The organism is Sphingobacterium psychroaquaticum, assembly GCF_004421025.1.
Lineage (GTDB): Bacteria > Bacteroidota > Bacteroidia > Sphingobacteriales > Sphingobacteriaceae > Sphingobacterium > Sphingobacterium psychroaquaticum.
On record NZ_CP038029.1, the window covers coordinates 117080 to 130623 of the forward strand.

The 13544-nt window shown below is 41.3% G+C and carries 11 protein-coding genes; 7 read left to right on the top strand and 4 right to left on the bottom strand.

What is annotated here, in order from left to right:
- Window positions 1-3: 3 nt before the first annotated feature.
- Genes E2P86_RS00535 through E2P86_RS00545 form a run of 3 tightly spaced genes read right to left on the bottom strand, consistent with a single transcriptional unit; the run spans window position 4 to window position 1586 of the window.
- A complete protein-coding gene (locus E2P86_RS00535) occupies window positions 4-777 on the bottom strand; it encodes a peptidylprolyl isomerase (RefSeq protein WP_240775547.1) in 774 nt (257 codons plus the stop codon).
- Window positions 778-780: 3 nt separating this feature from the next.
- On the bottom strand, window positions 781-1131 hold the full coding sequence (locus E2P86_RS00540; RefSeq protein WP_085474035.1) for a hypothetical protein: 351 nt from the start codon (window positions 1129-1131) through the stop codon (window positions 781-783).
- A 23-nt stretch (window positions 1132-1154) separates the two neighbouring features.
- Entirely contained in the window at window positions 1155-1586 is a 432-nt protein-coding gene (locus E2P86_RS00545) for a low molecular weight protein-tyrosine-phosphatase (RefSeq protein WP_085474202.1), read from the bottom strand.
- A 61-nt stretch (window positions 1587-1647) separates the two neighbouring features.
- Here E2P86_RS00545 and E2P86_RS00550 point away from each other — a divergent pair, with 61 nt between their 5' ends.
- The 5 genes from E2P86_RS00550 to E2P86_RS00570 all read left to right on the top strand — a co-directional run bounded on the left by E2P86_RS00550 (window position 1648) and on the right by E2P86_RS00570 (window position 7242).
- The gene (locus E2P86_RS00550; protein WP_134430034.1) at window positions 1648-2433 is read left to right on the top strand and encodes a hypothetical protein; all 786 of its coding nucleotides are present in this window, start codon (window positions 1648-1650) and stop codon (window positions 2431-2433) included.
- 3 nt (window positions 2434-2436) lie between these two features.
- Window positions 2437-3540, top strand: coding sequence for a toxic anion resistance protein (locus E2P86_RS00555; protein WP_134430037.1), 1104 nt, complete (start codon window positions 2437-2439; stop codon window positions 3538-3540).
- 12 nt (window positions 3541-3552) lie between these two features.
- Window positions 3553-4665, top strand: coding sequence for an N-acetylglucosamine-6-phosphate deacetylase (gene nagA / locus E2P86_RS00560; RefSeq protein WP_134430041.1), 1113 nt, complete (start codon window positions 3553-3555; stop codon window positions 4663-4665).
- Window positions 4666-4886: 221 nt separating this feature from the next.
- Window positions 4887-6521 carry a glycoside hydrolase family 10 protein gene (locus tag E2P86_RS00565; RefSeq protein WP_134430044.1) on the top strand — a complete coding sequence of 545 codons (1635 nt, stop codon included), beginning with the start codon at window positions 4887-4889 and terminating at the stop codon, window positions 6519-6521.
- 103 nt (window positions 6522-6624) lie between these two features.
- Complete coding sequence (locus tag E2P86_RS00570) at window positions 6625-7242, top strand: N-acetylmuramoyl-L-alanine amidase (RefSeq protein ID WP_206367984.1); 618 nt, start codon at window positions 6625-6627, stop codon at window positions 7240-7242.
- A 7-nt stretch (window positions 7243-7249) separates the two neighbouring features.
- On the opposite strand, the gene E2P86_RS00575 is transcribed toward E2P86_RS00570, so the two are convergent.
- Complete coding sequence (locus E2P86_RS00575; protein WP_134430050.1) at window positions 7250-7897, bottom strand: DUF6266 family protein; 648 nt, start codon at window positions 7895-7897, stop codon at window positions 7250-7252.
- Between the two features lie 481 nt (window positions 7898-8378).
- Between E2P86_RS00575 and E2P86_RS00580 the strand changes: the two genes are divergently transcribed.
- On the top strand, window positions 8379-11531 hold the full coding sequence (locus E2P86_RS00580) for a SusC/RagA family TonB-linked outer membrane protein (RefSeq protein ID WP_134430053.1): 3153 nt from the start codon (window positions 8379-8381) through the stop codon (window positions 11529-11531).
- Between the two features lie 6 nt (window positions 11532-11537).
- Entirely contained in the window at window positions 11538-13100 is a 1563-nt protein-coding gene (locus tag E2P86_RS00585) for a SusD/RagB family nutrient-binding outer membrane lipoprotein (protein WP_085474043.1), read from the top strand.
- Window positions 13101-13544: the final 444 nt, after the last annotated feature.

Consider the following 13544-nt stretch of genomic DNA (forward strand, 5'->3'; position numbering starts at 1 on the left):
AGATTAATAATACTTAGAGGAAAACATGTCTCCTAACTTGGTGAAAAATCCTGTTTTAGGTTTTAGGCCTGCTGCCTCACGCTCGAGATTTAGTGCTTCACGACGGGTTAAAAGTTTCATCGACATATGTACATCCTCTACAGGACGATCTTTGCTGTCGGTTTTCACCACTGCAATCGCATCAACCGTAGGGATACCACGAAGCAATTCGCCAAAAACGGTGTAATTACCATCTAAATGTGGTGTGCCGCCAATCGTTGTATAGGCAGCTCGTTGCGCGGCAGAGAATTTCTTGCCTTGCATACGAAGTGTCTCGAGTGAATCCAACCCAGCTTCGGTGAACTTCTTGCCCTGAACCAAGTAAAATTGAGATGCAGAAGATTCTTTTGCAGGGTTGTTGTCGCGCGCAGCACCAATTGTTCCTTTCTTATGGAACAGTCCTTCCTGGATTTCTGACATGATTTTATATTCCGGGCCACCATTGCCAAGCTCTTGCTTTGGAGCAGCATTGCGGGAGTCCGGATCCCCACCTTGTACCATGAAGTTATTGATAACACGGTGGAACAACAAATTGTCGTAATACCCTGTTTTTACCAACTTCACGAAGTTGTCTCGGTGTTTTGGTGTCTCATTATACAGTTTTAGTAAACATTCTCCCTTGTCTGTTTTGATCAGTACATAGTGGTTTAGAGGGGGTTTTGCAAAAAGCGCTGTGCATATAAAGAAGCTGCATGCCAATAGCACCAAAGACTTCAGGTTTTTGTTCTTTTTCATCATGAGTTAAGCAAATGTATAGATGCCGTCAAAATAATCAATGATCAATGATTTCATGATCATTTCTTGTTCTAAGAGCGTATAGTTCGGGATTGGTTTTGCGAGCTCCCAGTGTGGCCAACCCTCTTCGTCGAGACCTTTGAGTTCATAAAAACCCATTGCGCTGAAAAGACGACAAGTTGCAATGTGCATAAGTTCCTCTTTTTGACGTTTAGAGAATGTCTGTGGTCCTTTTCCAAGCTCTTGTACGCCAATTAAGAACAACATTACTTTGATGTCGGGCGTTTCTGTATCGAAGTCCTGCGAAACCGCCTTTTGCAGTTCGGACCATTTTTTATTTATTTCTGATGCTTTCATATTTATCTATAAAAGCAAACTTACTAAAATCGAACAACAATTTCTTCGCACCGGTCTGCAATAAGCCGATAAACGGGTTCAAAAAGGTTATCATCGTAGTATGGGTCAGGAACCTCTCCCTCCGTTAAGAATAGTTGCACCTTCGCCTTGTCAGCTACATTTCTCGCTTGAGCTAATACATCGCGAAGATTATTGCGATCCATCACTAAGATTTGATCAAACTGATCAAAAAGATGAGGTTCAAACCATTGGGCACGTTGTGTGGAGATGTCGATGCCATATTTTTGGGCTACCGCTATAGACCGTCGATCCGGAGCTTGGCCGATATGCCAGTCGCCGGTGCCTGCAGAGTCTACTTCCCAAGGAAGACCCTTCTGCGTCGCATAGTGTTGTAATACGCCATGCGCCAAAGGCGAACGGCAAATGTTGCCTAGACAAACCATGAGTATCTTCATGAAGGCGAAGATACTAGGAAAGTGGCGCATTCACATTCAAAAAAAATATTTAAATTGCAACATGGGATTTGCCACAAAAAAAACCAAGCGTTGGGAATTACAGCAGCTCACATGGACTTTTGTCTCTATCGTGATGTTTATTCCATTGCCCGTGCACTTATTTCCGTTTGTGATGTTAGCACAAGCAAAGAAGAGTAAGATTAAGTCTTGGTATGCGACCGCTATCGCTTTTATGTTATTGGAATTCGCATTGTTCGCCTCCTTTATATATTTTGTTGGGGCTATGTCTCAAGGGTTATTGTTGACATTTGGTGGATATGTGTCCGCTTATATTGTTGGAAATGGCTTGCTTCTAAATCGCGCTAAGCCTTATTTGCAGCGGCTGGAGTTGGCCGAAATCCATCCTTTGCGCTGGATCCCTACAGCATCCTCTAGTGGGAAGCTCGAGTTAACAGAAGCTACGCTGGATACGCCGCAGGTTTTTATCGAACGCATGTTGTATTGGCGGCGAGAAATTACAAATGCATCGATGCAGCGGGATATTGATAAGATTATTCACCTCTTTCAGCTCCTGGAGAGTAAAGATAAGATTGAAGCAGATAAGTTTTTGGTGCGACATTCGACCGTTGTCAGTGTATTGATGAAATACGATGAGATTGAAAATTCGAAGTTGAAAAACGCTGTAACGACAGATTCGAAACGAAAATTAGAAGAGGTTCTTGCGCAAGCTGCTGTTGCTATTGAGCAAGAAGTTACCAATCAGTTTAAAGCAGGGATTTTAGATGTCTCGGCAGAAACGGATGTATATATTCAAACATTAAAAAATAGAAACCTTTTAAAAGATTAAACTATGGCCAATTTGGAACTGACGGAGTTTGAAGATAATCAAGATAAAAAGAATAGCCTTGCTGTAAATTTTACGGATGAGGAGAAATCCATTATCCAGCAGCATAAGGATAAAATAGACCTGACTTCAGCCACCAATGTTATTCAGTTTGGTGTAGGGAGTCAATCCAAGGTGAGTAATTTTTCGAATGAGATATTAAAGCAGGTTCGGACGAAAGATATGGGCGGGGCAGAAGATATTCTTTTGGGTCTGCGCTCTGATGTGAAGGCATTTGATGCGAACCTCAATAAGAAACCGCTTATTCCGTTTTTCGACAATATGAAAAAGAAATTGCAGCGTATGCGTACGGAATATCAATCAGTAGAAAAGAATATACATCAGATTGAGCTGAAGCTGGAAGGGCATTACAAAAGTCTCGCAAAAGATGTCAATATCTTTGATAAACTGTTTGTCGAAAATCAAAATTATTTCAAAGAATTGTCGCTCTACATTGCGGCAGGCGAAGAAAAATTAAAAGAGGCACATGAGCAAACATTGCCTCAAATGAAGCGGGAAGCGGAGGAGTCTGGTGATCAGCACAAGATTCAAGCGTACAAAGATATGGAACAACATGTGGTTCGTTTTGAACGGAAAGTGCATGACTTGAAGCTTACGCGTATGGTGGTGTTGCAAACGGCTCCGCAAATTCGATTGGTGCAAAACAATAGTTCGGCATTGATGGAAAAAATACAGTCCTCTTTGGTGAATACCATTCCGCTCTGGAAAAATCAAATGGTGTTGACACTCGGCATTGCACATTCGCAACGTGCGTTAGAAGCACAAAAGGCAGTGACCGATGCAACGAATGAGTTATTGCGTCGGAACTCGGAAATGCTGAAAGAATCCACGATCAACGTGGCGAAGGAAACCGAACGCGGTATTGTGGATATTGAAACCATCAAAAAAGCAAACCAAGATATTGTTTCTACCATTGAGCAAGTGTTACAGATTCAGCGCGACGGTCGGGAGAAGCGGAAAGTCGTAGAGCAAGAGCTGTTGCAGGCGGAAAATGAGCTGAAAGATAATTTATTGAAATCTTCTAGTGAAGGTAATAAGTTGATAAACTAATTGTTCGATCCGATGGGAAATAAGATTGCTTTGGTTAATGGACAGATTTACAATGGAGACGATAGTTTTATCGGACAGGCCTTGTTAATCAATGGGGAAGTGATTCAGGGAATTTTTCCAAAGCATGCTATTCCTGCCGACTATAGACAGATTGATGTCCAACAGGGGGTGATTTGTCCAGGACTCATTGATTTACAGATTTATGGGACGGGTGAAGATCTGTTCTCCGCTGAGTTGACGTCGGAGTCTCTTTTAAGCATCGATCAACAGTTGTTGAAGCAGGGCTGCACTTCCTACCTTCTAACCTTAGCGACCAATACATTAGCGGTCTTTAAAGAAGCTATTGCGGTGTATCGTACGTCAGGTTCTCCGGTGGCATTGGGGTTGCATTTGGAAGGTCCTTTTTTGAATGTGCTTAAACGAGGGGCGCACCCTGCGGAATTAATTGTGGAGGCAAATGTGACAGATATAAATGATCTGTTGGCAGAAGCTGGAGATGCGGTAAAGATGATGACGGTGGCACCGGAGCCTTTATCCGATGCTTGTTTGACATTACTGTTAGAAAAGGGCGTACTGTTGAGTGCAGGACATAGTGCTGCTACATTTGATGAAGCGATACGCGGGTTTGATCAGGGAATAAAAGCGACCACACATTTATGGAATGCAATGTCGGGGCTGCATCACCGAGAAGTGGGGCTTCCCGGTGCAGCTTTTGCGCATATGGATGTGATGGCGTCTGTTATTGTAGATGGTATTCATGTTGATTTTGAAGCCGTGCGCTTAAGTAAGCAGCTGTTGGGACGTCGGTTATTTCTTATTACCGATGCTGTAGGTGCCTGTGAAAAAGGGATCTATCAGCACATAAAACAAAAGGATCATTTCACATTACCGAACGGTACACTAAGTGGAAGCGCGCTGACGATGCTTCAAGCAATTCGTAATTGTGTGGAAAAAGTCCATATTCCTATGGATGAAGCAATCCGGATGGCTACCCAATATCCAGCCGAGTTAATTGGTCGGTCAGATATTGGGAATCTAAATGTGGGGTCGTTGGCTAACATCTTAGTTTTTAATGCCGACTATGAAGTTCAATCTGTTTATTTAGCAGGGGAGTTAGTTGATTAGTTGGTCGCCTGTAGTTCACCGTTGTCGCTGCTAGGTGCTTTATTTATGGTGATGGCCTCTTTATTAGTGCAGATACGCGTGTTTATAACAAGTAGAGGCAGGTTTCCTGATATACGCAGCATCGTTAAATCATGATTCTGTTGTCATTCAATACACAAATCCCCGCTACGTTTTGTACGAGTGGTGCCATCCAACGGGGAAAAAACTTATCTTTGCGTTATATGATATTAAAACCGATAAAAACGGCAGCTTTAGCTGCTTTGATATTTTCGACCGTATTATCTTCATGCGGATCTCGGAATAAAGGAAAGAAGGAAAGAAGCAACGTTTTAACAACAACTGAAGTTGCTGTTGAGCGTCCTGCAAATACTTCTACCGGAGTTCTAGTACAACCAGGGGTTGCTGTCCCAGCAGAAAAACGTCCTGTTGTAGAAGAAAACTATCGTGTTACCTTGCCGACTGTTCAGCGTGAATTTAGAGGTGCTTGGGTCGCTACAGTGGCGAACATAAACTGGCCGACTAAAAATAATTTTAATACAGAATCTCAAAAGCGGGAAGCGATCGCTTTGTTGGATTTTCTGAAGGAGAACAATTTTAATGCAGTTATCTTTCAGGTAAGACCGTCCGGAGATGCTTTATATAAAAGTGAGCATGAACCTTGGTCCTACTTCCTTACGGGAGAGATCGGTAAACAACCTGCTCCCTACTACGATCCATTGGAGTTCTGGGTGGACGAGGCGCATAAAAGAGGGTTAGAGCTGCATGTTTGGTTAAATCCTTACCGTGCTCACCATTCGGCTGGAGGAGCCGTGACCAGCGAATCGATGGTTCGGAAAACCCCAGATATGGTGGTTCGGTTGAAGAACGGAATGTACTGGTTTGATCCAGCAAACCCTAAAACACAAGATCATGCTGCTAAAGTGGTTTTAGATATTGTAAAACGCTATAATATTGACGGTGTACACTTTGATGACTACTTTTATCCGTACGCGAGTTATAATGGTGGTGGCGATTTCCCGGACAATGCTTCATGGTCTGTTTACAAAAGTAATGGCGGTAGCTTGTCGCGCGGAGACTGGAGACGCGATAATGTAAATAAGTTTATTGAACGCGTATATAAAGAGATCAAGGCAGAGAAGAACTATGTTAAATTTGGTTTGAGTCCTTTTGGTATATGGAAACCGGGCTATCCAGCAGGCATAACGGGGTCTTCGCAATACGATGAGTTGTATGCGGATGCTAAGTTATGGCTCAATAAGGGTTGGATTGACTATTTTACGCCACAGTTGTATTGGCCCATTGAGCCACAACGGCAGAGTTTTACTGCGCTGTTAAAGTGGTGGGAGTCGGAGAATACGTATAAGCGTCATCTTTGGCCGGGCTTAAATACCGTGGAAGTTCGTGCATCAAATAAACCGCAAGAGATTGTGAACCAGATTGAGGCGACACGTGAGATTGTTCCGAATAGTGTGGGTGCCGTGCATTGGAGTATTGCTGGCTTGACAAAGAGTTCGGCGATGGTGGAGACATTAAAATCAGGCCCATATCGTGAGAAAGCATTAGTGCCCCGTTCGCCATGGTTAAATGCAAATCCTCTATTGGCTCCGACATTGCTCTTGACTAACGAAACGAGTAGTGTTTTTGCGAAATGGTTACATAAGCAGCCAGAGCAAGTCTTCCAATGGGTTGCTTACGCCCAGTATGGCGGCGAATGGCATTATGAGATTTTAGATAAATTAGAAACTGAAAAGGGATTTCCAAAGGTGAAAGACGGCAAAAAATTACAAGCTATTGCTATTAAGGCGATTGATCGCTTGAGCAATGAGAGTGAATATGTTGCCAAGAAGGTTTTTTAATTTTAGGTTAAAAACAACGAATATATTACAAAGCTACCTAAATTTTTTAGGTAGCTTTGTTTTTATGGGACTTCGGGTTAGTTTGTTTTGTTGCGTTTTATTGATGAATCTTGTGGTACTGGGACAGGATCGTCCAGTTATCGTACAACGCCCCATTACATGGAATGCGGAGAGGGAAACCCTTTCGATAGCTTATCTGAAAAATCGTCATGGCCTTGATAGTAGGCGAGCGGAAATTACACCTAAGATTATTGTCGTGCATTGGACAGATGTCCTTTCTGTTGATAAGACGTTTAAGACCTTTGATCCTGTGCAACTTCCTGCGCGCCCAAACCTTCAGAAAGCGAGTATGCTGAATGTTTCTTCCCAGTTCCTAATTGGACGGGATGGTACAATTTTCCAACTGCTTCCCGAGACTACTTTTGCCCGACATACGATTGGTCTGAACTATTGTGCGATTGGCATTGAGAATGTCGGATCGGCGAGACACCCGCTTACGGAGGAGCAGCTTAGTGCCAACACGGCGCTTATCAAATATCTGATGGCAAAGTACCCGATTAGCTATGTAATCGGTCATCACGAATACCAGTCTTTTAAATCTACTTCCTGGTGGAAAGAAACAGACCCTACTTATATAACCCACAAAGATGACCCTGGAGCATCGTTTATGATGCGGTTGCGCAAAGCATTGGGACTACATGAGCAACTGAGTTCACGTTGATGCTGTTCTACTGTGTGTTAAAAGAACCCCAATACTGTGAATCTGAAAATTCTCCTGTCAAAGAATTCCGAAAACCAAAGTATACATGAATCGGTGTTTTGTCCGGGTGCTGCAAAAACGAATGGTGCCAGGTATAGCTTTGTTCGCTCAGGTTTGGGCCACTGCTTAAGAGGTCGTGTTTTCGTATACCGTCGTATAGGAAAGCCACGAGATGCAGGTGTGTGCCCGTGCTCTTCATGCTGGGCCAGGAGAAGACTAAGCTATGGTCTTGTGCAACTTCAACTGTTGCTTGTACTGGGGTAGGGAGCTTTCCTCTAAAGATTAATACCTTTTCTGGGTTCACGAAAGGTACAGTGTTCTCATCGTAATCTAAGCTGTGTTTAAAGGTGTAAGATTGAGCTTGTTGGAAAGCGCCAATTCGACTGCCTGGCGGAGCTAGGTTTTGATAACCAAATTTGATTGCTCTGCGTATAGGAGATAAGTACTTGGATACGGCCTTCATGCGTGCTCTATTGATGATTTCTAAGGGGGATGCTTTGCGCTTGCTTACGACGGGCATGGCGCGTATAATGTGTTGCCCATTGAGTTCGTAACCAACAATGCCTCCTAGTTTACCTGAGAAACTCCAAATCATACTGTTTTTTAAAATAGCCATAGACGTTTGTTTATAATGAAGTTGGCAATGGGTTGCCTGTAGAGGTACTGGTAAGTTAACAAAAATAGGGGGTAAACAGAAGGGAAAGCTGATCTAATTAATGGGTTTTTATAGATTTACCTCTATGAACCCTCTGTTAAACCTTGGTTTTTCCTTGGGAAACCCTCTAGTTTTATTACTTGACTAGTAGAGGATTTGTGGTGGAAGGAGCATCTTAGGGGCTAGTAGCGGAGAATCGTAGAATTTATTCTCTCTCTATATGTGCCACTGGATTAAGCATGTTTATGCGCGTTTGCACGGGGTGATTTTTTATTTTCAGGATAAATCTTTTATTGTTCGCTTTATTTCTCGTTTTTTAACAAAAAATAACGCAATCTCTTGCATCATACGCTAGAATGTGCTACACTTGTACCGTCGTTTGTTGTCTATGCACGTATAGTAATCAATTGACCATTATGATAATCCATAAAAACTAAACAATATGAATAAAGCTCTACTTTTGACAGTGGCTTTAGGATTTACACTTCATGGAGCCCAGGCAGGCTTCGGGACGAATATCCCAAATTCGAGAAGTGCGAAATTTCCTGAGCCGCGTGTTGTCATTCAAAATCAAATTTCTGGAGTGGTTCGTGATGGAAATGGCCCCGTGTCAGGTATTTCGGTCGCTGTTGTAGGAACCAATTTAGGAACGCAAACTGACCAAAGTGGCCGGTTTTCGATTTCTGCTCCTACAGGAAGTACACTTCGTTTTTCTGCTATTGGGTATCAGTCAAAAGATGTGCTTGCTACATCAAATCAAGTTCAAGTCATATTAGAGCGTAGTGATGCTGCAATTGACGAGGTTGTGGTAACTGCTATGGGGATCAAAAAAGAGAAAAAAGCTCTTGGTTATGCTGTGCAGGATATTAAGGCCGATGAGTTGATGAAGAACAAAAATCCGAATATGATTAATTCGCTCAATGGCAAGATCGCAGGGTTGAATATTACAAATTCTGGAGGTTCTCCAGGCGCATCCGCGTCAATTGTAATTCGAGGAGGCACATCGTTAGAGCGGGATAATCAGCCTCTTTTCGTAATAGACGGTATGCCGATGGATAACTCTACTGGAGTGGGGGATATGTCACAATTTGATGGTAACACAAATATTTCAACAACGAATGGTAACCGCGCAATGGATATCAATCCGGATGATATTGAGTCCATCTCTGTGCTAAAAGGACCAACCGCTGCTGCATTGTATGGAATCCGGGCTGCTGCAGGTGCTATTGTTATTACAACAAAAAAAGGTAAAGATGGTGTGGCCTCAATAGGTGTTTCTTCAAGAGTAGGAACCAATACGGTAAATAAACTTCCTGAACTTCAAAAGCGTTATAAGCAAGGAACCAATCTCGATGGTGCAGGAATAGACCCTGTTACCTATTTATCATGGGGGGATCAATTTGCTCCGGGAGAGGTCATCTATAATAATTTGGAAGACTTTTTCAAAACTGGCGTAACGTATGATAATAGTTTTAACGTTAGTGGGGGAAATGCAAAAGGAAACTTCTATCTCTCAGGAGCTAATGTTAGTCAGTCTGGTATAGTGCCTACAACAGATTACAATAGAACAAACTTCCGTTTTAATGGAGAGCAAAAAGTTGGTATCTTAACTTTTGGGGCTAATGCGGCCTATTCCGAAAGTAAAACAACGAAGACATTAACGGGGACGGGGTTATGGGGTTCTGGCGGTAACGGATATATGGAGTCTATAATTGCTTGGCCTCAGAGTGCCAACATGAAAGACTGGAGAAATCCTGATGGTTCGCAAAAGCTTTTAGTTTCTGTGGGTAATGATCAAGAAGAAATATTATTAGGGGCTATTGATAATCCTTACTGGACTGTAAATATGAATCCTCAAAATGATAAAACAAATCGTTTTTTAGGAACATTTTATACGAATGCAAAATTGACAGACTGGTTGGATTTTACTTATCGATTAGGTGTCGATAATTATACCTCAACGTATACGTCTAAAATATCGGCAGGGTCTGCTGTAATTAGAGATTATCAAAAAGGAATGTTGTCGCAAAATATTAGACAATATAATTTTTTAACAAATAATTTTTTACTGAACTCCCATAAGGTTTTTGCGGATGTTTGGGATGTTAATCTTTTGTTAGGGGCTTCTTCTGAAGATATTAGCTCAAAATCAAGCGCAACGAAGGCTCAGAATTTTGTTGTTCCGGGTTTTTATTCGTTTAACAACGCTAAACAGGAAGATAAATTCTTGTCCGATAATGTGAATAATATCAGACGCTTTGGTGTTTTTGGTGATTTAAAGGTTGGCTATAAGAATATGGCTTTTGTGGGGATGACATTAAGAAATGACTGGTCGTCAACTCTGCCGAAGAAAAATAGATCATTCATGTATCCTTCATACAGTGCGAGCTTTATTTTTACCGAATTGTTTGAAAAGAACAATATACTTACATATGGTAAGCTTCGGGGGTCATGGGCTGAAGTTGGTAAGGATGCTCCTGCGTATCAAACTAATTCTTATTTGGATCCAGTTGAGTTAACCATTGGAGGAGGGTATAAAAACTCTTGGACATTAGGGAATCCCAATCTTGTCCCAGAGAAGACACAGTCTTTTGAGGTTGGGACGGACCTTAAGTTCTTTAAGAATAAGTTAGGCTTAGAGTTTACATACTACAATAATAAATCAGTAGATCAGATTTTATCACCACGCGTAGATAATGCTACAGGAGGTATTTTTCAATATGTAAATGCGGGTGTCCTGCAAAATAAAGGTGTCGAACTTACTTTGACGACTTCTCCGATTAAAAGAGATAATTTTTCTTGGGATGTTATGTTGAATTTATCACATAACAAAGGAAAGGTGAAGGAGCTGCCGGGAGGGATAGCTATTCTATATGTCACAGATGTTCAGGTTGCAGATGGGAAAGCTGCTTCTTATAATGATGGTGACTTCATGGCGATTAGTGGAAAAGACTGGACACGCAATGACGAGGGAAAATACATTCTTAATTGGACGACAGGATTACCGACTACAAATTCTAATTCAACAGTTCATGTCGGGAATAGAGAGCCAAAGTTGATTGGTGGTTTGAACAATAGTTTCACGTATAAGGATTGGAATTTGTCGTTCTTGTTGGACTTTAGAAAAGGCGGGGATGTTTTTAATGGTACTGAAGTTCTATTGACACAATATGGATTAAGTAAACAGACCGAAAATCGGGGAGGAACAATTTCTATGACAGGTGTAGCTCTTAATCCGGCTACCAATCAGTATGAAGATGTAACACGGGAAGTTGTAGCTAACCAAGACTTTTACACGCGTTACTACATTAATCAAACTAGTAACTTTATCGAGAAAGTTAATTGGTTGCGCTTAAGGTCGGTAGATTTGTCCTATAACTTACCAAAAAGTTTTCTAGCCCGTACAAAAGTGATCAAAGGGGCATCTCTAAATGTGAATGCAACGAACCTTTTCTTGATCACAAATTATTCTGGAATGGATCCTGAGACGAGTGCGGCAGGTGCGGGTGTGATTGGTTCTGGTTCTGTCGGTGTTGATTATGCGGGAGTGCCAAATACACGGGGGTTTACTTTTGGTGTTAATTTAAAATTCTAAACAGAGATGAAAAAAATATTATCAATTATAACTATTGCGGGAGCACTTTTAATGTCTTCTTGTGATAAATGGCTTGATATTAACGATAATCCGAACAATCCAAATACAAAGGTTCCTACAGTAGATTTAAGATTGCCGTCAATTATAGCACGCTTTGCTGAAGCTTATGAGAGTGGTGGGACCAGGGCTGCGTTGATAGCGCAACAAGTCTCGGGGACAACAGCTAATAACTGGAACCTATCTAGGTGGAATATTACTGCGGCAGCGGTTAACTGGCCCTACCAACCGTGGTATATTTATACCGCTGTAAACATACCGGATTTGATTGAGAAGGGGCAAGAGTCTGAGGCTTATCATTATATGGGAGCTGGAAAGATTGTGTGGGCTTGGGGGTTCGGCATGTTCTCTGATTTATATGGAATGCTACCTTATGATGAAGCATTTGTTGGGGGGAATATGGTTCCAAAGTATGATCAGGGAGATCTTGTTTATGAAAGGTGTATAAAAGAGTTAGACGAGGCGATAGCCTTTTTGCAAAGAACTCAAGGAACATCTGCTCCGGCGCTATCAAAAGGAGATTATCTTTTTGGCGGTGACACGAGCAAATGGATTAAATTAGCTTACGGATTAAAAGCTCGGATGCTTAACCATCAATCAAAAACGGATAAGTATAATGCGCAAGAGATCTTGAGTTTGTTAGAAAAAGCACCAAAAACAGCAAATGAAAGTGCTTTGTATCAGTACCAGGATAGATCGACTTCGGCAAGTTCTTCAACTGAATCATTACAGTACCAAAATAATGCAAGTAATAGAGTGACAAAATTGTATATTGATTACATTTTGAATAATTATTTGGGCGCTCCTACGGGAGGTAATGATTTAGAGGATCCTCGTGCTAATTATTTAATACCAAGGTTTGTTGCAACGAACATGCGTACGCCGGGTGTTAATATGCAAGAGATTCCAGATGCTGGTTTTGCTTCAAGCATAGCAAATTATGCGGCATTACGACCAACGCCTAATGTCTCGACAGGCTCCGTGTATGCAAAAACAGATGCAAAAGGTCTTTTACTGACCAGCTCCGAGATGCACTTTATTAAAGCTGAAGTTCTTTTGGGGCAAGGGGATAAGAGTGGAGCATTAAAGGCATACAAGGATGGTATTAAGGATCATATGGAAGTTTTAGGCATTCCTATTGCATCAATCAATGCTTTCTTAGCAAGTTCGTCCGTTGTTCAGGATTTTAATTTGCTTACAATTAGTCATATAATGATTCAGAAGTATATTGCACTCTCTTATTCTCCAGAAGTTTTTAACGATGTTAGGAGATTAGAGTATTGTACGGATGCTAGCGGGAAGTATAATGAATCAACAGGTGTTTATAAAGGTTTAAAAAGACCGAAGGCGGTATTTTCTCTTGCCTTTCCTTCTGATGACATGTGGCCAAGAAGGTTTGCTGTTGCTTCTTATGGAATTAGTTATAATTATGCGCAAGTTATTGCTGCGGACCCTGATGCTTCAGAGGCTGTGTATACCGCAAAAAGAATTTGGTGGGATAAGAAAAATTAATTTTTAGTTGATAAAAAAGAGGGCTTTGGCCCTCTTTTTTTGTTTCTACCCCAAATAAGCGACTTGTTGCTCCCGGGGAGTAAAGTTTATGAGCTAATCGGCATATGTTTCCATTAGCGTAGGTTCTTGATTAAAAAACATTGTTTCTATTCTTGTTTTCTTCTTCTTGCTTGTTTATGCCATTTCTGTATGTTTTGTTTTTGTAAAAAACATGTTTTAACGACATTTTAAGCAGTTTATTCTTTTTTCTTTAGTATATTTTGCATTTTATTGCAAGAATCAGAAAAATAACGTAGATTAGTCTCACTAATTAATTAACGTTTTAACAAACTACTAACTTAGATTAACTAAAGAAAAAGAGTGTAGATACTCTCTGGGAGGTGAAAAGACCTTGGAGACTACTAATCAATGACTATTATTTAATCACTTATTAACATCTAAACA

What these genes read in the sequence shown, in the direction of transcription:
- E2P86_RS00580 (WP_134430053.1), top strand. Translation starts at nt 8,379, where the DNA reads ATGAATAAAGCTCTACTTTTGACAGTGGCTTTAGGATTTACACTTCAT.
- E2P86_RS00550 (WP_134430034.1), top strand. Translation starts at nt 1,648, where the DNA reads ATGGGATTTGCCACAAAAAAAACCAAGCGTTGGGAATTACAGCAGCTC.
- E2P86_RS00545 (WP_085474202.1), bottom strand. Translation starts at nt 1,586, where the DNA reads ATGAAGATACTCATGGTTTGTCTAGGCAACATTTGCCGTTCGCCTTTG.
- E2P86_RS00570 (WP_206367984.1), top strand. Translation starts at nt 6,625, where the DNA reads ATGAATCTTGTGGTACTGGGACAGGATCGTCCAGTTATCGTACAACGC.
- E2P86_RS00575 (WP_134430050.1), bottom strand. Translation starts at nt 7,897, where the DNA reads ATGGCTATTTTAAAAAACAGTATGATTTGGAGTTTCTCAGGTAAACTA.
- E2P86_RS00555 (WP_134430037.1), top strand. Translation starts at nt 2,437, where the DNA reads ATGGCCAATTTGGAACTGACGGAGTTTGAAGATAATCAAGATAAAAAG.
- E2P86_RS00540 (WP_085474035.1), bottom strand. Translation starts at nt 1,131, where the DNA reads ATGAAAGCATCAGAAATAAATAAAAAATGGTCCGAACTGCAAAAGGCG.
- E2P86_RS00535 (WP_240775547.1), bottom strand. Translation starts at nt 777, where the DNA reads ATGATGAAAAAGAACAAAAACCTGAAGTCTTTGGTGCTATTGGCATGC.
- nagA (WP_134430041.1), top strand. Translation starts at nt 3,553, where the DNA reads ATGGGAAATAAGATTGCTTTGGTTAATGGACAGATTTACAATGGAGAC.
- E2P86_RS00585 (WP_085474043.1), top strand. Translation starts at nt 11,538, where the DNA reads ATGAAAAAAATATTATCAATTATAACTATTGCGGGAGCACTTTTAATG.
- E2P86_RS00565 (WP_134430044.1), top strand. Translation starts at nt 4,887, where the DNA reads ATGATATTAAAACCGATAAAAACGGCAGCTTTAGCTGCTTTGATATTT.